The sequence below is a fragment of the Isoptericola sp. NPDC058082 genome, from assembly GCF_042885055.1.
Lineage (GTDB): Bacteria > Actinomycetota > Actinomycetes > Actinomycetales > Cellulomonadaceae > Isoptericola.
This window is the reverse complement of the sequence record NZ_JBHVSQ010000002.1, coordinates 113,974-135,635: the sequence shown is the minus strand read 5'-3', so window position 1 is coordinate 135,635 and position 21,662 is coordinate 113,974. Positions and strand designations below refer to the sequence as shown.

Genomic DNA, 21,662 nt, shown 5'->3' with positions numbered 1-21,662 from the left:
GGCCACCAGGTGGGGGACACTGTGGTCGTGACGGACACGACGCCGCACGCGCGCCCGGCCCCCGCGGCGACCGGCACCCCTGATCCCCGCACGGGCGCCGCGCGGCCCCCCGCCGGCCGGCGCTACCGGCGCGCCGTCGCCGCGCTCACGCTCGTCGTGGCGGCGTGGACGGTGGTGTGGGCCGCGGTCACGCCGATGTTCCGCTCGCCCGACGAGCAGAACCACGTCAACAGCGTGCTGCGGATCGCCTACGGCGGCGGCTGGCCGCCGCCCGGGGACGCCTACTTCTCCCCGGCGGTCACGGCCGCGGTGGACGAGGCCGCCTACCCCGCCGACCTGCCGGGCCGGTGGCAGCACCGCGCGGACGCCCGCCAGTTCGTCGACGTCGTCCCCGTGCCGCGCGAGGACCGCACCCGCGTCGACGCCGGCAACGCGCTGGGCGACGCGTCGTCGGGCACCGAGGTGGACCAGATGACGCAGCACCCGCCCGCCTACTACGCGCTCGGCGCGGGCATGCTGCACGTCACGGGCCTGACGGACGCCCGCTGGGACCAGGTCACGCTCGCGCTGCGGCTGCTGGACGCGCTGCTGCTCGCGCTCGTCGTGCCGCTCGCCGCCGAGTCGGCGCGGCGCGCCACCGGGTCGCCGTCGGCGGGGCTGGTCGCCGGGGCGTTCCCGCTCCTCCTGCCGCAGCTCGGGCACGTCATGGGGGCCGTCAACAACGACGCCCTCGTCGTCCTCGCGTGCGCCGCCGCGACGTACCTCGCCGTGCGGGTGGTGACGGGCGACCTGCGCTGGCGCGTGGCCGTGGCGATCGGCGTCGTCCTCGGCCTGGGGCTGCTCACCAAGGTGATGCTCGCGTTCGCGGTGCCCATGGTCGTCGCGGCGTACGCGCTCGCGCGCGGCCGCCGCTGGCCCGGTCGGCTCGGCCGCCTCGCCGTCGCCGGCGCCGTCACGCTCGCCGTCGGCGGGTGGTGGTGGGTGCGCAACGTGATCACCCTGGGCGCCGTGCAGCCGGTCGGGCGGCCCCGCGAGCTGAACATCCTCGCGACCGTGCCCGACGCCGACGTCCCGTCGATCATCGCGGGCCGCCTCGCGCAGTCGTTCTTCGGCAACCTGTCGTGGCTCGAGGTGCACCTGGCCGGCGCGTGGGTGGTCGGGGGCACGGTGGCCCTCATGGCCGCGGCGCTCGCGGCGCTCGTCCTGCCCGGCGCGCGCCGGGCCGCCGTCGTCGTGCTGCTCACCCCCGCGGCGCTCGCGGCGGGCGTCGCCTACAACGCGTGGGACTTCCACGCCGAGACCGGGCGCCTGGTCGCGATCCAGGGGCGGTACGTGTTCGGCGGCGTCGTCGCGCTCGCGACGGCGGTGGCGATCGCGACCTGGCAGCTCGCGCGACGGTCGGACCGGCGCCTCGCGCGCGGCGTGCCCGTCGTCGTGACGCTGGCCCTCGCCGCCGCGGTCGGCGGCCTGCTGTGGGCGTTCGACGCGTTCTACCGGGGGCCCGGCGAGGCGTTCGGCGACGCCGTCGACCGGTGGCTGGCCTGGAGCCCGCTGCCCGGGCCCGCGCTCGTCGTGCTGCTGGCGGTCGCGGCCGCCGTGCTGGTCGGGGGTCTGGTCGTCGGCCTCCCCTGGCCCCGTAGACTCGCGGCGTCGTCGACCGACGCGGCCCCCGGCGCCCTGCCGTCGGCGGCCCCTGGCGCCCCGAAGGATGCGCGATGAAGCTCTTCGTCCAGATCCCGTGCCTCGACGAGGCCGGGACGCTCCCGCTCGTGCTCGCGACGATCCCGCGCGAGGTCGAGGGGTTCGACAGCGTCGAGGTCCTCGTGATCGACGACGGGTCGACGGACGGCACGGCGGAGGTGGCGCGCCGCCTCGGGGTGCGGCACGTCGTGCGGCACACCAGCACGCGCGGGCTGGCGCGGTCGTTCCGCGACGGCGTCGACTACGCGCTCGCCCACGGGGCCGACGTCGTGGTCAACACCGACGGCGACAACCAGTACCCGTCGGAGCGCATCGGCGACCTCGTCGCGCCGATCGTCGAGGGCAAGGCGGACATCGTCGTCGGGGACCGCCAGACCGCGACGATCGAGCACTTCTCCCCGTTCAAGAAGCGGATGCAGCGGTTCGGCAGCCGCGTGGTCAGCGCGGCCGCCGGGACGTCGCTGCCCGACGCCGCGAGCGGCTTCCGCGCCTACTCGCGGGCGGCGCTGCTGCGGCTGAACGTCGTGACCCAGTTCAGCTACACCATGGAGACGATCATCCAGGCGGGGAACAAGCGCCTGCGGATCGCGAGCCTGCCGATCACCACCAACGCGAAGACGCGCGAGTCGCGCCTGTTCACCAACATCTGGCAGCACATGAGCAGGTCCGGGCGGGCCATCGTGCGGTCGGCGATCATGTTCCGGCCGCACCTGGTGTTCCTCACGCTCTTCGCCGTGTTCTTCGTCGCGGCGGCCGTGCCGGCGGTGCGCTTCCTCGTCTTCCTCGCCCAGGGAGACGCCGGCGGCCACGTGCAGTCGCTCGTCTTCGCCGGCGCGATGCTCGTCGGCGCGCTGCTCTGCCTCGCCCTGCTCGTCATCGCCGACCTGCTGCGGACCAACCGCACCCTGATGGAGGAGACCCTCGAGCGGGTCAAGGAGCTCCAGTACCGCCCGCGGCCCGACGACGGCGCCCGTGACGCGCAGCGGCGCGCGGCGCGGGACGACGAGGACGCGCACGCGTGATCGTCGCGTTCGGCACGTACGACGCCGCCCGGCACCCCCGCGTCGGCGTGCTCGTCGCAGGCCTGCGCGACCAGGGGTACACGGTCCGCGAGCTCGACCGGCCGCTCGGCCTGAGCACCGCCGAGCGTGTGCGGATGCTGCGCCAGCCGTGGCGCCTGCCCGGCCTGCTCGTGCGGCTGCTGCGCTGCTGGGTGCTGCTCGCGGGGGACGTCGCGGCGCACCGGCGGGCGCACGGCCGCCCGGACGCGGTGCTCGTCGGCTACCTCGGCCACTTCGACGTCGTGCTCGCGCGCCTGCTGTTCGGCCGTACGCCCGTGCTGCTGGACCACCTCGTCTTCGCGGGCGACACCGCCGCCGACCGGGGCGCCCGCGGGGCACGGGTCACGCTGCTGCGCGGCCTGGACCGCGTCGCCACGTCGTGCGCCGACGTCGTGCTGCTGGACACCCCCGAGCACCTGCGGATGCTCGGCGAGCTCGTGCCCGCCCGCGCCCGCCGCGGGCTCGTGGTCCCGGTCGGGGCGCCGCAGGCGTGGTTCGACGCCGCGCCCGTCCGCACCGGTCCGCCCGGCGACGGCGCGACGGACGACGGCCGACCCCTGCGCGTCGTCTTCTTCGGCCTGTTCACCCCGCTCCAGGGCACCGACGTGCTCGCCGAGGCGCTGGCCGTCGCGCTGCCGCGGGCGGCCGAGGAGGCCGCGCGCGGCGGGCGGGGCCTGGAGGTCACGCTCGCCGGGTCCGGCCAGGACCTGCCCGCCGCGCGCGACCGGCTCCGCGGCACGCCCGGCATCACCTGGCACGACTGGGTGGAGCCCGCCGACCTGCCCGCTCTCGTCGCCGCCCACGACGTCTGCCTCGGGATCTTCTCCGCCACCCCCAAGGGGCTGCGCGTCGTGCCGAACAAGGTGTTCCAGGGCCTCGCGGCCGGCTGCGTGGTGGTCACCTCCGACACCGAGCCGCAGCGGCGGCTGCTGGGCGACCACCTGGAGCTCGTCCCGCCCGCCGACCCGACGGCGCTCGCCGACCGGCTGCTCGCCCTGCGCGACCCGGGCGCCCTGGCCGCCGCGCGTGGCCGCGCGGCGGCCGGGCGGGACCTCGCCCGGCCCGAGGCCGTCACCCGTCCGCTGGTCCGGCTGCTCGCGGCGCGCGGGGTCCGGCCGTGACGGGCGACGCCGCCGGGGACGCGGCGGGGGAGGCCGGCGCGTCGTCCGGGCGGCTCGGCCGGGCGCTCGCGGTGCTGCGGTCGCCGTGGGTGCGCTGGGGCTTCCTCGTCCTCGCGCTCGGGCTCGCGGTGTACGCCGTCGTGGCCGCGGGGGACGACCTCGCCCGCGCGGCGACCGAGCTCTCGTGGCAGCGGCTCGCCGTCGCGCTCGTGCTGTCCGTCGCCTTCGTGGGGTGCACCTTCGTGTCGTGGCGCGTCGTCCTCGCCGACCTCGGCGCCCCGACCTCGCTGCGCGTCGCGCTGCGCGTGTTCGGGCTGAGCCAGCTCGGCAAGTACGTGCCCGGCGGGGTGTGGAATGTGGTCGCGGCGGCCGAGCTCGGTGTCGACCACGGCATCGCGCGCCGTACCTCCGTGACGACGACGGCGGTCGCCACCCTCGTCGGCGTCGTCTCCGGGGCGGTCGTCGGCCTGGTCGCGCTGCCGTTCGTCGCGACCGGCTCGCTCGGTGCCGCCGGGCCGGTGCTGTGGGCGCTGCCCGCCGTCGCCGTCGTCCTGCTGCCGCCCGTGCTGAACCGCCTGGTCGCGTGGGCGCTGCGCGTCGCGCGCCGGCCCCCGCTCGACCGCCCGCTCGGGTGGCGCGGGCTCGGCGCCGCCACGCTGTGGTCCGTCGCCGGGTGGCTGCTCGCCGGCGCGCAGGTGTGGGTCCTGGCCGTCGGTCTCGGGATGCCCGCCGACCCGCGAGGCGTCGCGCTCGCCGTCGGCGGCTACGCGCTGGCGTGGGTGGTCGGGTTCCTCGTCGTCGTCGTGCCGGCGGGCGCCGGTGCGCGCGAGCTGGTGCTGCTCGCGGTGCTGGCCGGGGCGCTGCCGCACGCCGCGGTGCTGCTGCTGGTGCTGGTCAGCCGGGTGCTGGTGACGCTCGCCGACCTCGCCCTCGCCGGCCTGGGGGCGCTCGCCCGGCCCAGGTAGCACCCCGGGAGAGGCGCCGCCCCTCGGCGGGGCGTGGTGCCGCCGCGGCCGACGCGCTGGCAGGCTGGCCCCGGCCGTCGTGCAGCCGCACGGTGCCGCTGGACACCGCCGCCCGAGCCGTCGAGGACGAAGGAACGCCCGTGCCGAACCCCGCCGCCGCCCTGCCCCCGCTCACGCTGTACGGCAGCCTGCGGTGGGACATCGTGGAACCGCTGCTGCCGGGCGCCGCCGGCCGCGTGCTCGAGGTGGGCTGCGGCCAGGGCGCCGTCGGCGTCCGGCTCGCCGCCCGCGCCGCGGCGTACACGGGCGTCGAGCTCGACGCGGACAGCGCGCGCACCGCCGAGCAGCGCCTCGTCGAGGCGGGCGTGCCCGGGACGGTCGTGCAGGGCCCGCTCGACTCCCTGCCCGCCGCCGAGCGCTTCGACCTCGTGTGCGCGTTCGAGGTGATCGAGCACATCGAGGACGACGCCGCGGCGCTCCGCGAGTGGGCCGCGCGGCTGCGGCCCGGTGGCACGCTGCTGCTGTCCACACCGGCCTGGCAGCGCCGGTACGGACCCATGGACGAGGCCGTCGGGCACTACCGCCGCTACGACCCGGCCGCCCTCGTGGCCCTGCTGCGCGACGCCGGCCTGGCCGACGTCGGCCTGCGCCTGTACGGCGTGCCCCTCGGGTACGCGCTGGAGGCGGCGCGCAACCAGCTCGCGCGACGTCGCCCCGGCCTGCGCGAGGAGGGCAGCACCGCCGACCGCACCGCCCGCAGCGGGCGCCTGTTCCAGCCGTCGACGGCGGCGCAGGGCTCGCTCGTGGCCGCCGCGACCTGGCCGTTCCGGGTCGCGCAGCGCGCCTTCCCGCGCACGGGCACGGGGCTCGTCGCCTGGGGCCGCGCCGCCTCCTGACGCAGGAGGAGACGGGCGCTCACCCGAGCACCGTGACCGTCAGGCCGTGATGCGCTCGCTCTCGCGCAGGCGGTCGAGGCGGGCGGGGTCGGCGGCGAGCCCGGCCGCGGTGGCGGCGGACGAGAGCACGACGGAGCCGCCGGCGGCCCAGACGGCGAGCAGCTCGCGCAGCAGGACGCCGAGCGGGCGGGCTCCGTCGACGAGCACGCGGGCTCCCGGCGTGCCGTCGGCGGGCACCAGGTCCGCGAAGGCGACCGGGCCGGTGCCCGTGCCGTCGTCGAGCGCCACGGCGGTCGGGTCGGTCTCGGGGGCCCACCCGATGACGTCGCCGTACGTCATCACCGCGCCCGCGGCGTCGACGGCACCGGGGGGCAGGTCGCCGTCGAACGACCGAGCGAGGGCGGGCAGCGCGACCGCCACGAGGTCGGCGGCACCCGGTCCGGACAGCACCTCGGCCCAGGCGGCGGGCCGGGAGGTGACGACGACGTCGCCGCCCGCGGCGGGGGAGTCGCCCACGAGCTCCACCGTGGCGCCGCAGCGCCACGCGGCCAGCGCCCAGAGGACGCCGCGCCAGTGCGCCGGCAGGTCGAGCGTCACGACCGTGCCGGGCGCGGCGTCGAACTCCTCCACGAGCAGGTTCACGGTCTTGCTCACCCAGTTCTGCAGGACGGCTCCGGACAGCTCGACACGTTCGCCCTCGTCGCCGTACCAGGTGAGGCGGGGACGCCCCGGGTCGGACAGGACGAGATCCATCACCTGAGAGATCGTCGTGGGGGTGCGACCGGCGGCGGGGAGCGGATTCACGCAGGTCAGCCTACGAGTGCCCGGGCTAGCACAGGACGCCAGGCTTGTGAATGGGCAGTGGAGATCGCAATCACTAGCACATTTCGACTTGACGCCTCCGAAGGACACGCGTGTAATTCCAGGTATGCAGTTTCCCTAGAGAACGGCATGGAGGGGCACGCCATGTGGAACTTGCTCGATGGGGACCGGGGGGTCTTCCCGTCAGACGTCGGCCGAGAGCCCGAGCGCGTCGCGCCGGTGCTTCCGCTGTTCGGCGACGCTACGACCGACGACGAGACGCTCCTGGGATGGCAGGAACGGGCGCTGTGCGCCCAGACCGACCCGGAGGCCTTCTTTCCGGAGAAGGGCGGGTCCACGCGTGAGGCCAAGAAGGTCTGCACGTCCTGCGAGGTCCGGGCCGAGTGCCTGGACTACGCGCTCGCGAACGACGAGCGGTTCGGCATCTGGGGCGGGCTCTCCGAGCGGGAGCGCCGCAAGCTGAAGCGCCGCGCCGTCTGACCCGACGCTCGACGGGATGTCCGGCCCGACACGCTCGGGACGGATATCCCACGACCGGATCGGGGCCCGTCGCATCATGGCGGGCAGGATGACTGCTGCGCACCCGATCCCAGCCCGCCCCGGCGGGGAGGTCGCCCCCACGGGCGCGACCGTCGCCGTCGCGCCCGACCGCACGCTCGACGGCACCGGTGCCGTCCCGCTGGTCGTCACGGTGACGGCCGTGGTCGTGACCCGTGGCCGCACCCGCTTCCTCGACGCCACCCTCGACGCGCTCGCGCGGCAGGAGCGCGGCGCGGACGAGGTCGTCGTGGTCGACGTGGGCGCGTCGGAGTCCACCGCGCACCCGGACCTGCGCCTCGGCGGCGCCCGCTTCGTCACGGCGTCGGGGGTCCGCAGCCTCGGGGAGGCGGTGGACCGCGCCCAGGAGGTCGTCGGCGTCCCGGAGACCGGCTGGCTGTGGATCCTGCACGACGACTCCGCCCCCGAGCCCGACGCCCTGTCGCGCCTGCTGCGCGCCGTCGAGCACTCGAGCGCCGTGGCCGTCGCGGGCTGCAAGCAGCGCCGCTGGCCGGTCGCCGCCGACGGCACGCCCGCCCCCGACGCGAGCATGCTGATCGAGGTGGGCAGCACCGTGTCGCCGCTCGGTCGCCGCATGACCGGCATCGACGACACCGAGATCGACCAGGGGCAGCACGACGCCCGCGAGGACGTCCTCGCCGTCGGGCTGGCGGGCGCCCTGGTGCGGGCCCACGTGTGGGCCGAGCTGGGCGGCACCGACCCGGAGCTCGGCCCGTTCGGCGACGGCCTCGACCTGTGCCGGCGGGCCCGGCTCGCCGGCCACCGCGTGGTCGTGGTGCCCGACGCCGTCGTGAAGCACGCGCAGGCCTCGCTGCTCGGCCTGCGCGGGCGCGAGGCCACGACGCCCGACCTCGAGGCGTCCCGCTACGCCCGCCGCCGCAGCCAGCTCTACCTGCGGCTCGTCGAGACCCCGCTGCCCCTGCTGCCGTTCGTCTGGCTCGCCACCCTCCTGTGGGCGCCGTTCGCGGCCATGTACCGGCTGGCGCTCAAGCGGCCCGCGCACGCCCGCGACGAGCTCGTGGCGGCCGTGGTCACGACGCTGCGCCTGGTGCCGCTCTACCGCGCCCGACGGCGCGCGGCCCGCACCCGGCGCCTCCCGCGGCGGGTGCTGACGCCGCTGCTCGGCACGTGGCGGCAGGTGGCCGGCGAACGCCGGGACGCGCGTCTGGCCCGCGCCGAGGCGCAGCGCGCCCGATGGGCGCCGAGCGAGCTGGAGCGCGCCGACCTGCGGCGGCTCGGGCGCACGCGCCGCACGGTGCTGGCGGTCGTGGTGGTCGCCGTGGTGGCGCTCGACGTCGCCCTCTTCGGCCCGTGGCAGGGCGTGCTGGCCGACGGCGGCCGGGTCGTGGGCGGCGGGCTGCTGCCGGCCCCCGGCACCGTGGGCGACGTGTGGGAGGCGGCGACGTCGGGCTGGGTGCGCGACGGTCTCGGGGTCCGCGCGCCGGCCGACCCGCTGCTGCTGCCGCTCACGGCGTTCGCCGTGCTGGCCGGCGGCGGGCTGCAGACGGCGGTGAACGCGCTGGTCCTCGTCGCGCTGCCCCTGGCGGCCCTCGGCGGCTGGTTCGCGGCCGGCGCCCTGACGCGGTCGGTCGTGGTGCGGGCGGTGGCCGCGCTCGCCTGGGCCGCGGCGCCCGGCTTCCTCGCGTCGCTCGGCTCGGGTCGGCTGGGGGCGGTCGTCGTGCACCTCACGCTGCCGTGGCTGCTCGTCGCCGTGCTCCGCACCGTGGGGGTGCACGCGCGGGACGTCGCGCTCGCGCCCGGGCGGCGGCGCGGCTCCCTGGGCGCGGCCGGCGCCGCCGGTCTGCTGCTGGCCGTCGCCGTCTGCGCGGCCCCGGTGCTGCTGCCCGTGGCCGCGGTGCTGATCGCGGTCGGCGCGCTGCTGGTGCGCCGCGCGTGGCGCGCCCTGCTGCTGGTGCTGCTGCCGGCCGTGGTGGTGCCGCTGCCGTTCTGGGGCGAGGTGCTCGGCACGTGGTCGGACGGCGGCTGGCGGCTGCTCGTGGCCGAGCCCGGGGCCCCGCTGGTCGCGTCCGGCACGCCCACGGCCGTGGAGCTGCTGCTCGGCCTGCCCGGGGACACCGCGTGGTTCGAGACCTGGCTCGGGACCGACGGCGCGCTCGGCCGCGCGGCCGTGGTGGGCCCGGCCCTGCTGGGCGGCGCCGTCCTGGCGCTGGCGGCCGTCGCGCTGGTCCGGCCCCGGGCGGTGCGCGGGGTACGCCTGGCGTGGCTCGCCGGGGCCGAGGGGCTGACGACGGCGGTGCTCGCCGTCGCGACGGCGGTGGCGAGCGGGTCGGCGGCCGACGGCACGGCCGCGAGCGTGACCGGCTGGCCCGGCGTCGGGCTGTCGGTGCTGCTGCTCGGGCTGGGCGCCGCCGCGATCTGCGCGCTGCCGTCGGCCGGGCGGGTGCCGACGGCGGAGCCGGTCGCCCGGGAGACGCGCGGGGCAGGGCGGGCCGCGACCGCGGGCGTCGTCGTCGTCGCCGTCGTGGCCCTCGCGCTGCCGGTGGCTCAGCTCGCCTCGTGGGCGCTCGGCTCCTCCGGCGGCCGGGTGGGCGACCTGCGCGCGGCCGAGACCGCCGTGGTGCCCGCCGTCGGCACCCAGATGCAGGCGCCGCCGCGGTCCGCCCGGGTGCTGCAGGTCGACCGGGTGCAGCCGGGCGGCGAGGCCGACGCGTCGGGCACGGCGGTGGTCGACTACGCGCTGCTGCACGCGGACGGCACCCGGCTCGAGGACTCCTCCACCGTGGTGCGTGCCCGGGCCGCCGGCCTGGTGGGCGGTGCCGAGCGCACCGACACCACGCTGCTGGACCAGGTCGTGGCGGAGGTCGCGACCGGGCGCTCGACCGACGTCGTCGACCGGCTCGCGGCGCTCGGCATCGGTGCCGTGCAGGTCCCCGCCGGCGGCGACGCGGAGCTCGCCACCACGCTCGACCTCGTGCCGGGCCTCGCGCGGGTGACCGAGGAGGGCACGCTCGTCTGGCGCGTCACGACCGACGGGCCCGCGCCGGGCTGGGCGACCGTGCTGAAGGACGACGGCACCGACGACGGCACCCGTGACGCCGCGGAGGACGGCGCGCCCACCCCGTTCTTCGCGCCGAAGGACGCGGTGCGGACGGTCCCGTCCGACGGGACGAGCGCCGGCGGCCGGCTCGCCGAGGGCGGCGAGGACCGCACGCTGCGGATCGCGGAGACGGCGGACGCCGGCTGGCACGCGACGCTCGACGGGCGGCGGCTCCCGGCCGTGGACGCCGGGGGGACGCAGGCGTTCGCGGCCGGCCCCGAGGCGGGCCACGTGCGGGTGTGGTTCGAGGCGCCGCACCGCACGGCCTGGCTGGCCGCGGCCGGCCTGGTGCTCCTGGTGCACGCGCTGCTTGCGCTGCCGGTCGGACGGCGGCGGGGACGATGACGGCGCCACGGAAGCGCGCCGGGAAGGCGGACGAGGACGTGCGGACCACCCGGGTGCGGCGCGGCGTGCGCGCGACGGCGGCGGCGGTCACCGGGGTGGCGGCCGTCGGGGCGCTGGCGGCCGTGGCCGTGCTGGGCGACCAGTGGGCGCAGTCGTGGACGGGTGCGGAGCAGCAGGCCGTGGCCGCGGGGACGCGCACCGTCGGGGTGCAGCCGGCGGACGCCACGCTCGTCTGCCCGACGCCGGTCGCGCTGCCGGACGGTGCCGACGTCGGCGACCAGCAGTTCGACGCCACGCCAGTGCCGACGACCAGCGGCCTGGGCGCGCTCGTCCTGGGCGACGCGGAGGACGGCGCGCGCACCACCGCCCTCGGCGGCAAGGACCCGGAGGCGCTCACCACGGGCGAGGCCGCGGCCGCCTGGCAGGGTGGCGTGGACGCCACCCGCGTGCTGCGGGCGACTCCGGTGGCCGACGAGCCGTTCCGCGCGGCCGGGACGCTGGGGTCGGTGACGACGCAGGGCGACCTGCGCGGGCTCGGGGCGGGCGTCTGCACCGCCCCGTCGACGTCGCAGTGGCTGGTGGGCGGCAGCACGGAGGTGGGGTCGACCGCCACGCTCACGGTGCAGAACCCGTCGGAGCAGCCGGCCACGGTGGCACTCGACGTGTACGGGCCGGGCGGCCCCGTGGCCCTCGGCGGTCAGGGGACGTTCACCGTCGCGCCGCACGAGCAGGTCACGACCCGGCTGGAGTCGGTGGCGCCGGAGCAGGACCGGCTCGCGGTCAACGTGCGCGCGGCCGGGGCCCGGGTCAACGCGAGCCTGCAGACCCAGGCCATCGACGGCCTGCTCCCGGCCGGGGTGGACCTGCTGACGGCCGGCGCGTCGCCGCGGGAGTCTCTCGCGGTCGGGGCGGTGCAGAGCCGGGGCGAGGCCGTGGACGACCCGCACGCCCCGCGGCTGCGGCTCCTGGCGCCCGGCGAGCAGGGCGGGACGGCGCGGGTCACCGTGTACGGGCCGTCGGGGCCGGTCGTGCTGCGCGGCGCCGACGAGGTGGAGCTGGACCCCGGCGTGGTGACGGACGTGCCCCTCGGCGGTCTTCCCGAGGGCTGGTACACGATGGTCGTGGACGCGGACGTGCCGGTCGTGGGCGCCGCACGGACGGACCAGCCGGGACGGCAGCCGGACGACGCCGTGGTGGACGGCACCCCGTACGACGTGGCGTGGTCGGCGGCCCAGCAGGTCCGCCGCTCGGACGGCGCCGGGCCCGCGGGCCAGCTGGCGGTGCCGGGGGGCGTGCGGGCCGGCCTCACGCTCGCCGCCGCGCCGGACGACCGCGGCCCCGACGTGGACCCCGAGGGCACGGCGGGCGTCACGGTGAAGGTCTACGACGCGTCGGGGGACGAGATCGGCAGCGAGGACGTCGAGCTCACCGCAGGGGTGACGACGCCCGTCGCGCTCGAGGACGTGGCGGCGGAGGGCACGGTGCCCGCCGGGGTGAGCGTCGACCGCGCCGACGGGGGCAGCGGCGACCTGGCCGTCACGTGGGCCGCGGTGCTCCGCGCCGACGACGGCACCGACGACTCCGGGACCCTGCTGGCCGCCGTCGCGCCGACCGCGGCCGTCACCACCCCGGGCGCCGTCGAGGTGCGCACCGTCGACGCCGGCTGACGACCCGGCCCGACGGACCCCGCGCGGTCAGGAGTCGTAGCCGGGGTCGATCTCCTCGGGCGTGCGTGCCAGCAGGTGCGCCACCTGCTCGACGACGACGTCGCGCACGAGGTCGGCGCGGTCGGTGTCGTCGGCGGCGCGGAAGTCCACCGGGCGGCGGTACACCACGACGCGCGCCGGCCGGCCAGACTCGGCCGGGAAGCAGCGGCCCAGCGGGACGCCGTCGGACTCCCACGGCGCGGGCTCGGACGGCGGCACGTCCTCGACGGCGAACTCCGTGCCCGCGAGCTGCGGGCCCCAGCGGCGCTGCAGCAGCTCGACGACGTCGAGCACCAGGTCGTCGAACTGCTCCGCGCGGGTGCGGTACGCCGGCATCCCGGGCGGCAGGAGAGGCCCGCGCACCCCGCGCCCGCGGCGGTCGCGGCGACGTGTCGGCGGCACGACGGGAGCGGGTCCCGGCTCCGGACGGGGCTCGGGGCGGTCGTCGGGGCGGGAGGCGTGGTGCACGCGTCGAGCCTATGCCGGTGCCGATCCCGGTGCCGATCCCGGTGCCGATGCCGGTCCCGATGCCCGGGTCACGGTGCGGTCACGACCCGCACCGACCGGCGAGCCCCGCGCACGCGCCCCCGACCGCGGCGTATTCTCCCCGCGTGAGATCGGTGAGGCAGTGCTCGCGCACGGCATGCACGCATGCCGCGGTCGCGACGCTCACGTACGTGTACGCGGACTCCACGGCCGTGCTGGGTCCGCTCGCGCAGCACGCCGAGCCGCACAGCTACGACCTGTGCGCCCAGCACGCCGAAGGGTTGACCGCGCCCCGAGGGTGGGAGGTCGTGCGCCTCACCCCTGCGTTCGAGGAACCGGCGCCGTCCCCCGACGACCTGTCCGCGCTGGCGGAGGCCGTCCGCGAGGCGGGGCGGGTGCGCCAGGAGCCGGCGGGCGAGCCGTCGTCCGTCACCGAGACCGCCCGTCGTGGCCACCTGCGCGTGCTGCGCGAGGCCGACTGACGCGTCCCGGTCGTCCGCACGGTCCCGTCAGGGGACCCACGCGCACACCGCGTGCCCGGAGCCGGACAGCCGCAGCTCCCCGGCGTCGTGCGGCACGAACACGGAGCCGCCGCGGTGCAGCGTCGCGGGGGCGGGGCAGGCCTCGGCGGTGAGCTTGAGGTCGCCGGAGAGGCACAGCACGATGCGGGGCCCCTCGGCGGGCAGGTCGACGTCCTCGGCGGGGTCGACGTCGGCGACGGTGAGCGCGAACTCCCGCACCGGGGCGCGGTAGGTGGTCACCTGGCCCCGCCCGCCGGCGGGTCGCGTGCGGGGCGGCTGCGGCGGTCGCGGCACGAACGACGCGCACTCGACGAGCGCGACCTCGTCGACCAGCTTGGTGGTGAGGCCGGCCCGCAGCACGTTGTCGGACGACGCCATGATCTCGACGCCGAGGCCGGACAGGTACGCGTGCACCTCGCCGGCCGGGAGGAAGAGGCCCTGGCCGGGGTCGAGCGTGACCCGGTTCAGCAGCAGTGACGCGAGCGCGGCCGGGTCTCCCGGGTGCTGCTCGGCGAGCTGCAGCACGGTCGCGTCGGCGCGCGACGACGGCGAGCCCCCGGCGAGGCGCGCGGAGACGGACGCGACCGTCGTCGAGACGTCGGCCGGCGCGCCCGGGTCGCGGCGCGCGGCGACGAGGCGGGAGAACGCGGCCTTCACGCCGCCGGGGGAGCGGTCGGCCCGCAGGACGGCGCGAACGGCGTCCACGAGGTCGCCGTCGAGCCCGTCGAGCAGGTCGAGCACGGCGCGCGGCGCCCGGAAGCCGGCCAGCCCGTCGAACTCGGTCAGCGCGACGACCATCTCGGGCTTGTGCTGGTCGTCGTGGAACGAGCGCCCCGGGTCGCCCGGGGGCAGCCCCCGCCGGTTCTCCCGGTTGAACCCCGCGCGTGCCGCGTGCGGCTTCGGGTGCACCTGGAGCGACAGCGCCCGCTCGGCCGCGAGGACCTTGAGCAGGTAGGGCAGCCGCGGCCCGTACTCGTCGGCGACCCGTCGGCCCAGCATCGCGTCCGGGGCCGAGCGCACGAGCTCCAGGAGGGAGCCGTCGCCGTTCACCCGGGACGGTGCGCTGGGATGGGCGCCCAGCCAGAGCTCGGCGGCCGGCGTGCCGTCGGGCTCGGTGCCCAACAGCTCCTGGATCCGCGTGCGCGACCCCCAGTCGGCGTGCTGGACGGTGTTCTCCAGCGGGTAGAGCTCGGGCACGGGACCACCCTTCCACACGCGCGCCCCCGCGGCGCCGCGCGGGGCGGAACTCCGCCCGCAGAACCACCCGCCCCGGGGAGCGGCAGGCACGTACGCTGTGGGTCGTGACGATCGACCTGGCCCGAATCATCAAGGCGTACGACGTGCGCGGCACCGTGCCCGACCAGCTCTCGCCGGACGTGGCCCGCGCGATCGGCGCCGCCTTCGCCCGTGTGGTGGCGGCGCCGGAGGGCGCGACCCGGGTCGTCGTCGGGCACGACATGCGCGAGTCCGGGCCGGAGCTGGTCGACGCGTTCACCGCGGGCGTCACCGCGGCCGGCGTCGACGTCGTGCGGATCGGCCTGTGCTCCACGGACGGGCTCTACCACGCGTCGGGCGCGCTGGACGCCCCGGGCGCGATGTTCACGGCGTCGCACAACCCCGCCGTCTACAACGGCATCAAGCTGTGCCGCGCGGGTGCCCGACCGGTCGGGCAGGACACCGGCCTGGCCGACGTCCGCGAGCTGGCGCAGCGCCTCCTCGACGACCCGCCGGCCCCCGCCTCCGACGACGACGCGACGGCGACGCCGGGGTCGGTCGGCGACGTCGACACCCTCGCCGACTACGCGGCGTTCCTGCGCGGCCTCGTGGACGTGTCGGGGATCCGGCCGCTCAAGGTCGTCGTGGACGCGGGCAACGGCATGGCCGGGTACACCGTGCCGGCGGTGCTGGGCACGGCCGCGGGCCTGCCGGCGCTGCCCCTCGACGTCGTGCCCCTGTACTTCGAGCTGGACGGCAGCTTCCCGAACCACGAGGCCAACCCGCTGGACCCGAAGAACCTCGAGGACCTGCGGGCCGCCGTCGTCGAGCACGACGCCGACCTGGGACTCGCGTTCGACGGCGACGCCGACCGCTGCTTCGTCGTCGACGAGCACGGCGACCCGGTCTCGCCGTCCGCGGTCACGGCGCTCGTGGGGCTGCGCGAGGTGGCCAAGGAGCTCGAGGCGGGCCGCACGCCCACGGTGATCCACAACCTCATCACCTCCCGCGCCGTGCCCGACCTGCTGCAGGCCGCGGGCGCGACGACGGTGCGCACCCGCGTGGGCCACTCGTTCATCAAGGCGCAGATGGCGCAGCACGACGCCGTGTTCGGCGGCGAGCACAGCGCGCACTACTACTTCCGCGACTTCTTCTTCGCGGACACGGGCATGCTCGCCGCCCTGCACGTGCTGGCGGCGCTCGGCGGCCAGCCGCACCCGCTGTCGGTGCTCGCGGAGATGTACTCGCCGTACGTGGCGTCCGGCGAGATCAACTCGACGGTGGCGGACGCCGCCGCGGCGGCGGCGCGGGTGCGCGAGGCGTACGCCACGGCCTACCCGCAGGCGGACGTGGACGAGCTCGACGGCCTCACCGTGGCGCACTGGGACGGCCACCCGCAGTGGTGGTTCAACCTGCGCGCGTCGAACACGGAGCCGCTGCTGCGGCTCAACGTCGAGGCCGCCGACGACGACATCATGGTGAAGGTGCGCGACGACGTCCTGTCGCTCGTGCGGACGGAGGACGCATGACCATCTCCATCGACCCCTGGGTGCGGAGCATCCTGCGCTGCCCGGTGACGGGCGCCGAGCTGGTCGACGCCGTCGGCCCGGACGGCGAGCCCGAGCTGCGCTCGACCGACCCGGACCGGCCCCTGGCGTACCCGGTGCGCGACGGCGTCCCCGTGCTGCTGGAGAGCGACGCCCGCCCCCTGTGACGAGGCCGGTCGCTAGGACACCGCGGTGATCTTCGTGATCCACGCGGCGGGCATCGAGCCCGCCGTGGTGCGCTTGCCCACCGTCGACCGGATCGTGTCGGCCTTACCGGTCACCTTCGCCGTCTTCCCGGTCGACGACGTCGCCGTGAGCGTGCGCGCCTGACCGCTGGACCACTTCGCGGTGACCTTGATCGACTGCACGTTCGACAGCCCGAACAGCGCGCGGGCCTGCGCCTGCGTCAGCTTGCGGGTCCACGACGCGTACGAGTTGCCCGGCGCCGCCTTCGAGTACGGGTCGGACACCGACCGCTCGTAGGCGATCTTCGACGACCACACGTCCTCCGAGTTCGCCGTCCGCCCGCCGCTGGAGGAGAAGTAGTGCGCGGCGACGGCCTTGCCGCCGTAGGTCAGCACCCGGGCCCGGGTGCGGCTCGAGGTGGTGGCGTCGACGCCCTTCTTCCAGACCTTGCCGTACCGGGCGTCCGTCCCCTCGCTCTCCTTCTTCCAGCCGGAGTAGTACTGGTCGCGCACGTCGTCGACGACGTTGCACCGGCACGCGGCGAGGAGCGGCTTGGTCATGACGTACGAGCGGGCGGTGATCGCCTGCGCCGCCAGGGCGGACAGGCCGCCGTTGAGCCCCCACGACGACGGCATCTCCGCGATCCCGTAGAGGTACTCGGTGTTGAGCAGCACGTCGTTGGTGATGTTGGGGACGCCGCCGTGGGCCGTCGTCGTGAGGCGGCCGTGCTTGTACGAGCCGTGCGCCCCGGACACCGTCGCGACCGCCGTCTTCCCCGTGGGCTTGTAATACCGGGTGCCCGACCAGGTGATGCGCAGCAGCTGGTCGTAGTACTTGTCGCCGTTCACCGTGATCCGGGACCGGCCGCCGGCCGTGACCGTGACCGCGAAGGTCTCCGTGCCGGAGCCGGAGGCCAGCGTCTTGCCGTCCTCGTCCGCGAGGCGCCAGTCACCGCCGCGCACCGTGACCGTGGTCGTCGTCTTCGTGTCGCCGTACCCGGACCGCCCGAGCGGGTCCTTGCCGTAGACCTGGACCAGGATGTTGTTGCCGGTCGTGTCCTTCCAGGCGACCTTCCCGCCGGCGTAGTAGTGCTGGAGGACGTCCCAGCTGGGCGCCCCCCGTCGCGCCATCTCGTAGGCGCCGTACTGCGACATCCCCACGCCGTGGCCGAAACCCGAGCCCGTCAGCGTGAAGGACGACGGCACCGCGGCCTCCGCGGACGTCGCCGCCACGACGGTGCCGCTCACCGCCAGGACACCGGCGACGACCGCGGCGAGAGCGGTCCGCGCCCGGCGCGGTCGGCGGGTCGCGGCCCGCCCGGTCGAGAATTCTTGCGTCATGGTCATGCACCCCCTCAAGCACTGTGCACCAGGGGCCGCGCGCCAGCATCCGGAGGCGCGGAGCAGCCCGAGCTCCCGGGTTCGAGGTGCTGACAGGCCGATCCGTCCCTATCGTCGTGCGGGTCAGGTGCCCGGCGCGACGATGCGCCACGCGGGTCGACCGAGGCCCGTCGGTCCGGTCAGACCGATCGGCGATCGACCAGAGCTGGACGAGCGGAGACGAGCATGACGACGACACCCAGGGCTCGACGGGCGGCACGGACCGCCGTCACGACGTCGACCGTCGTGGCGCTGGCCCTCGCGGGGGTCGTGCTTCCCACGGTCTCCCTCCCGGTCCCGAAGGCGCACGCCGTCGCCCCGGACGTGGAGGACGTCCTGGTGCGGGGCATCGACCCCGACGCCCGGCAGGAGAAGGGGGCGCTCGACGACGCCGTCGGGCACGAGCACGACGCCGCGGCCGAGACCGCCGGGGACACCGCCGCGGTGGAGGGGGCGGAGACGCTCAGCGACGTCCCCGCGCCCGAGCCGGACGAGGGGGCGCTCGCGGCGCTGAGCGAACGCACCACCACGCAGGACTTCATGGTGGCCGGGGTGACGTGGGACGAGGCGTCGACCGCGACGGTGACCGAGGTGGCGGTGCGGGTGCGGGAGTCCGGGACGTGGAGCGAGTGGCAGTCGCTCGGGATCGACGACACCGACGTGGCCGGCGGGCGCGCGGGGACCGAGCCGCTCGTGACGGCGGGGGCCGACGGCGTCCAGGCCCGGGTGCGCACCGACAGCGGGGCACCGCCCACCGGCCTGAAGGTGGACGTCGTGGACCCGGGGACCTCGCGGGCCGACGCGTCCGTGGGCCAGGAGTCGGCCCCCGCGGCGTCGGCCGACGCCGGCACCGGGACCGAGATCCGTCCGAAGATCGTCAGCCGTTCCGGGTGGGGGGCGGACGAGTCCCTCTCCGGCCGGTGGCCGGAGCTCTCGGGCAAGCTCAAGGCCATCTACATCCACCACACGGCAGGCACCAACAGCTACAAGGAGAGCCAGTCCGCGGCGCTGGTGCGCGGCGTCTACGCGTACCACACGAAGTCCCGGGGCTGGCCGGACATCGGCTACCAGTTCCTCGTGGACAAGTTCGGCAACATCTTCGAGGGACGCAAGAAGTCGCGGTGGGACAACCCGGTCGGCGCACAAGCAGGCGGCTACAACACCGGCACCATCGGGATCTCGGCGATGGGGAGCTTCGACACGGCGCAGCCGTCGAGCGCCCTCGTCACCGCGCTCGCCCGGGTCGTCGCCTGGAAGAGCTACACGTACGGGATCAACCCGCGCGGGACCGTGGTGCTCCCGACCGGCGGGAGCACGGGCTCGGGGACGCGCGCCAAGCCCGGCACCGACGTCCGGGTGCCGACGGTGCTCATGCACCGCACCACCAACCTGACGGCCTGTCCGGGGCAGTACCTGGCGGCCAAGATGGGCACGATCCGCGCGGGCGCCGACTCGCGGCGCGACGCCGCGATCAAGAAATACGGCTCGATCGTCCCGAAGGTCAAGGCGCCCACGCGCGTCGATCCGACGTCGAACCAGGTCCCGGTGCAGTGGAACGGCAGGTCGACCTACCGGTGGAAGCCCGTCTCGGGCGCGGTGAGCTACCAGGTGCTGCAGCGCTACGCGAAGTGGAACGAGGGCATGCCGTACACGTACTACTGGCGGGAGGTGAAGCTGACGTCCGCGACCTCGATCACGCTCAGCCAGAGCACCGGTCAGTCCCGCGAGCTCGCCGTGCGCGCCGTCGACTCGGACCATCGCCGTGGACCGCTCACCAGCCTGGCGCGGACCAACAGGGCGGTCAGCCCCTCCAGCTGGAAGCGGTCGTCCGGGTGGAAGAAGGTCACCAGCTCGTCCTACTTCGGCGACTACGCGTACCGCACCACGACGAAGGGCGCCTACGTCCAGCTCCCGGGCGCCAAGCAGGTGCGTCGCGTCGTGATCCGCGGGGCGACCAGCCCCTCGGACGGACGCCTGCAGGTGCGCGTCGGCGGGAAGGCGATCGAGACGTTGGACTTCGGCAGGGCGTCCGACGGGGACCGGATCTTCACGGTGTGGGTACCGAGGACGAGCGGCACGGTCACGCTCAAGACGCTGGACTCCGGCAAGCCGGTGCGGATCAGCAAGATCGCCGTGGCGAGGTGGTAGCGGGCGGGGCATGAGGAGCCGGGAGGCCGGCCCGGCCGGCGGCGGACGCTAGGGTCGGGCGCGTGCACCTGGCGCAACAGCTGATCCTGACGCTCCCACCCGACCGCCGAGCCCTGACCGTGGAGGAGGGGCCCGCCGTCGTCGACGACGGCGCGGTCCGTGTCCCGGCGGGCGCGAGCCAGGGGTTCGCCACGTACTTCTCCGCGTTCCCCGCCTCGTACTGGGTGCGCTGGGCCGGCGTGGGCACCGTGCGGCTGGAGGCCGCGGCCGCCGGCGCCGGCACGCTGCGTCTCGTCCGCTCGGACGCACGGGGAGTGGCGTCCGTCGTGGCGTCCTCGCCGGTCGACGGCGGCACGGTGGTGCTCGACGCCGACGTCTCGGGCATGGCCGACGGCGGCTGGCTCTGGTTCGAGGTGGACGCGGGCGACGCCGACGTCGTGGTCACCGGCGCGCGCTGGCTCGTGGACGTCGCGCCGCGGCGGACGGGCGACGTGTGCCTGTCGATCACCACCATGGACAAGCCGGAGTACTGCGTCGCGACGCTGCGCCGGATCGCGTCGTCGCAGGTGCTCCGCGACGCGGTCGGGACGGTGTTCGTGGTCGACCAGGGCACGCGACGCCTGGTCGACCACCCCGACTACCCGGAGGTCGCCGCGGCCCTCGGCGACCAGCTCACGGTCGTCGAGCAGCCCAACCTCGGCGGCTCCGGCGGGTTCTCTCGCGGCATGCTCGAGACGCTGGACCACGACGGCGCGGACGCCGTCCTCATCCTCGACGACGACGTCGAGGTGGAGCCCGAGGCGCTGCTGCGCGCGATCCGGTTCCACCGCGCCGCGCGCGAGCCCGTCGTCGTGGGCGGGCACATGTTCGACCTGAACCGCCCCACGGTGCTCAACTCGTTCAGCGAGGTGGTGCACGAGCGGAGCTTCAACTGGGGCCCGCCCGAGGCCGACCAGCAGTGGCACGACCTCGCCGCCGCGCCGCTGCGCGGCACCCCCTGGCTGCACGCGCGCGGCGAGAGCGACTTCAACGGCTGGTGGATGTGCCTCATCCCCACCGCGGTCCTGCGCGACGTCGGTCTGTCGCTGCCGCTGTTCCTCAAGTGGGACGACGCCGAGTTCGGCCTGCGCGCGCGCGACGCCGGCCACGCCACCGTGTCCCTCCCGGGCGCGGCGCTGTGGCACGTGGCGTGGACGGAGAAGGACGACACCGTCGAGTGGCAGGCGTACGTCCACGTGCGCAACCGCATCGCGGCCGCGCTGCTGCACGCCCGGCGCCCCCGCGGCGGCCTGCTCCTGGCGACCCTGCTCGCCACCGACCTCAAGCTGCTGCTGGGGATGCGGTACTACCCGGTGGACCTGCACGTCCGGGCGCTGCGCGACCTGCTCACCGGCCCTGGCGACCTGCACGCGGGGCTCGGCGACGTCGTCCCCGCCTCGCGCGCGGTGGGCGCGGCCTACCCCGAGACGATCACCTACCGGCCGGGGGAGGCGGTGTTCGACGCCGCGGCCGCACGGCGCTGGACGGCGCCGGCCCGACCGAAGCCCACCTCGGCGGGGGCGCTCGTGCGGCTCACGCTGCGCGGCCTGGCGCGCAACCTCCGCCCCGCACCCCGGGGGATGCCGCGGGGCGCGCTGAGCCGCGACCAGGCCACCTGGTGGGAGGTGCCCGAGCACGACTCCGTGCTGGTGCTGGCGGGCGACGGCGCCTCCGGGACCTGGCTGCGCCACGACCGGCGCCGCGCGTGGCGCCTCGCGGGCGCGACGGCGGTGGCCCACGTGCGTCTCGCGGCGCGGTGGGGCGCGGTGTCCCGGCGCTGGCGCGCCGCGGCCCCGGCACTGGCGGCACCGGCGACGTGGCGCGCGACCTTCGCGCGTTCCGCGGACGCCGCGCACGACGGACCGGGCGGGGACCACCGCCCCTCCGAGCACCACTAGGATGTGCGGG

General features: G+C 76.3%; 17 protein-coding genes. 13 read left to right on the top strand and 4 right to left on the bottom strand.

Translation table 11 applies throughout. From position 1 onward, the window contains the following. Positions 1–27 precede the first annotated feature (27 nt). From ACFVS0_RS03595 to ACFVS0_RS03575, 5 genes are all read left to right on the top strand, one after another. On the top strand, positions 28–1,719 hold the full coding sequence (locus ACFVS0_RS03595) for a DUF2142 domain-containing protein (RefSeq protein WP_430587188.1): 1,692 nt from the start codon (positions 28–30) through the stop codon (positions 1,717–1,719). Further along, positions 1,716–2,723 (top strand): glycosyltransferase family 2 protein, encoded by a 1,008-nt coding sequence (locus ACFVS0_RS03590; protein ID WP_430587187.1) that lies wholly within the window; start codon positions 1,716–1,718, stop codon positions 2,721–2,723. The genes ACFVS0_RS03595 and ACFVS0_RS03590 overlap by 4 nt, the downstream gene beginning before the upstream one ends. Then, complete coding sequence (locus ACFVS0_RS03585; protein WP_430587186.1) at positions 2,720–3,883, top strand: glycosyltransferase; 1,164 nt, start codon at positions 2,720–2,722, stop codon at positions 3,881–3,883. The genes ACFVS0_RS03590 and ACFVS0_RS03585 overlap by 4 nt, the downstream gene beginning before the upstream one ends. Continuing rightward, entirely contained in the window at positions 3,880–4,848 is a 969-nt protein-coding gene (locus tag ACFVS0_RS03580) for a lysylphosphatidylglycerol synthase domain-containing protein (RefSeq protein WP_430584683.1), read from the top strand. Before ACFVS0_RS03585 ends, ACFVS0_RS03580 begins: the two co-directional genes overlap by 4 nt. A gap of 92 nt (positions 4,849–4,940) precedes the next feature. Then, a complete protein-coding gene (locus tag ACFVS0_RS03575) occupies positions 4,941–5,744 on the top strand; it encodes a class I SAM-dependent methyltransferase (protein ID WP_430587185.1) in 804 nt (267 codons plus the stop codon). A 39-nt stretch (positions 5,745–5,783) separates the two neighbouring features. Here the strand turns inward: ACFVS0_RS03575 and ACFVS0_RS03570 are convergent, their stop codons facing one another. Further along, positions 5,784–6,548: a TIGR03089 family protein gene (locus ACFVS0_RS03570; protein ID WP_430587184.1), complete on the bottom strand. Its 765-nt coding sequence runs from the start codon at positions 6,546–6,548 to the stop codon at positions 5,784–5,786. Positions 6,549–6,710: 162 nt separating this feature from the next. Between ACFVS0_RS03570 and ACFVS0_RS03565 the strand changes: the two genes are divergently transcribed. The 3 genes from ACFVS0_RS03565 (at position 6,711) to ACFVS0_RS03555 (ending at position 12,194) form a co-directional block, all read left to right on the top strand. Next, positions 6,711–7,046: a WhiB family transcriptional regulator gene (locus ACFVS0_RS03565; RefSeq protein WP_429733639.1), complete on the top strand. Its 336-nt coding sequence runs from the start codon at positions 6,711–6,713 to the stop codon at positions 7,044–7,046. Between the two features lie 88 nt (positions 7,047–7,134). After that, positions 7,135–10,527, top strand: coding sequence for a glycosyltransferase (locus tag ACFVS0_RS03560; protein WP_430587183.1), 3,393 nt, complete (start codon positions 7,135–7,137; stop codon positions 10,525–10,527). Further along, entirely contained in the window at positions 10,524–12,194 is a 1,671-nt protein-coding gene (locus ACFVS0_RS03555) for a DUF5719 family protein (RefSeq protein ID WP_430548928.1), read from the top strand. The genes ACFVS0_RS03560 and ACFVS0_RS03555 overlap by 4 nt, the downstream gene beginning before the upstream one ends. A gap of 27 nt (positions 12,195–12,221) precedes the next feature. On the opposite strand, the gene ACFVS0_RS03550 is transcribed toward ACFVS0_RS03555, so the two are convergent. Beyond that, on the bottom strand, positions 12,222–12,701 hold the full coding sequence (locus tag ACFVS0_RS03550) for a metallopeptidase family protein (protein ID WP_430548929.1): 480 nt from the start codon (positions 12,699–12,701) through the stop codon (positions 12,222–12,224). Positions 12,702–12,844: 143 nt separating this feature from the next. Between ACFVS0_RS03550 and ACFVS0_RS03545 the strand changes: the two genes are divergently transcribed. Then, entirely contained in the window at positions 12,845–13,201 is a 357-nt protein-coding gene (locus ACFVS0_RS03545) for a DUF3499 domain-containing protein (protein WP_429764601.1), read from the top strand. A gap of 27 nt (positions 13,202–13,228) precedes the next feature. Here ACFVS0_RS03545 and manA read toward each other — a convergent pair whose 3' ends face one another. Further along, the gene (gene manA, locus ACFVS0_RS03540; RefSeq protein ID WP_430548930.1) at positions 13,229–14,437 is read right to left on the bottom strand and encodes a mannose-6-phosphate isomerase, class I; all 1,209 of its coding nucleotides are present in this window, start codon (positions 14,435–14,437) and stop codon (positions 13,229–13,231) included. A 104-nt stretch (positions 14,438–14,541) separates the two neighbouring features. Here manA and ACFVS0_RS03535 point away from each other — a divergent pair, with 104 nt between their 5' ends. Next, a complete protein-coding gene (locus tag ACFVS0_RS03535; RefSeq protein WP_430587182.1) occupies positions 14,542–15,984 on the top strand; it encodes a phosphomannomutase/phosphoglucomutase in 1,443 nt (480 codons plus the stop codon). Continuing rightward, entirely contained in the window at positions 15,981–16,169 is a 189-nt protein-coding gene (locus ACFVS0_RS03530; RefSeq protein ID WP_430548932.1) for a Trm112 family protein, read from the top strand. The genes ACFVS0_RS03535 and ACFVS0_RS03530 overlap by 4 nt, the downstream gene beginning before the upstream one ends. Before the next feature lie 12 nt (positions 16,170–16,181). Here the strand turns inward: ACFVS0_RS03530 and ACFVS0_RS03525 are convergent, their stop codons facing one another. Next, complete coding sequence (locus ACFVS0_RS03525) at positions 16,182–17,528, bottom strand: SpoIID/LytB domain-containing protein (protein WP_430564263.1); 1,347 nt, start codon at positions 17,526–17,528, stop codon at positions 16,182–16,184. Between the two features lie 225 nt (positions 17,529–17,753). On the opposite strand from ACFVS0_RS03525, the gene ACFVS0_RS03520 reads away from it, so the two are divergent. Beyond that, the gene (locus ACFVS0_RS03520) at positions 17,754–19,715 is read left to right on the top strand and encodes a peptidoglycan recognition protein (RefSeq protein ID WP_430584690.1); all 1,962 of its coding nucleotides are present in this window, start codon (positions 17,754–17,756) and stop codon (positions 19,713–19,715) included. A 62-nt stretch (positions 19,716–19,777) separates the two neighbouring features. Next, a complete protein-coding gene (locus ACFVS0_RS03515) occupies positions 19,778–21,652 on the top strand; it encodes a glycosyltransferase (RefSeq protein ID WP_430587181.1) in 1,875 nt (624 codons plus the stop codon). Positions 21,653–21,662 lie beyond the last annotated feature (10 nt).

Coding starts and splice junctions, on each gene's coding strand:
- ACFVS0_RS03590 (WP_430587187.1), top strand. CDS start 1,716: ATGAAGCTCTTCGTCCAGATCCCGTGCCTCGACGAGGCCGGGACGCTC.
- ACFVS0_RS03565 (WP_429733639.1), top strand. CDS start 6,711: ATGTGGAACTTGCTCGATGGGGACCGGGGGGTCTTCCCGTCAGACGTC.
- ACFVS0_RS03560 (WP_430587183.1), top strand. CDS start 7,135: ATGACTGCTGCGCACCCGATCCCAGCCCGCCCCGGCGGGGAGGTCGCC.
- ACFVS0_RS03555 (WP_430548928.1), top strand. CDS start 10,524: ATGACGGCGCCACGGAAGCGCGCCGGGAAGGCGGACGAGGACGTGCGG.
- ACFVS0_RS03530 (WP_430548932.1), top strand. CDS start 15,981: ATGACCATCTCCATCGACCCCTGGGTGCGGAGCATCCTGCGCTGCCCG.
- ACFVS0_RS03525 (WP_430564263.1), bottom strand. CDS start 17,528: ATGACGCAAGAATTCTCGACCGGGCGGGCCGCGACCCGCCGACCGCGC.
- ACFVS0_RS03520 (WP_430584690.1), top strand. CDS start 17,754: ATGACGACGACACCCAGGGCTCGACGGGCGGCACGGACCGCCGTCACG.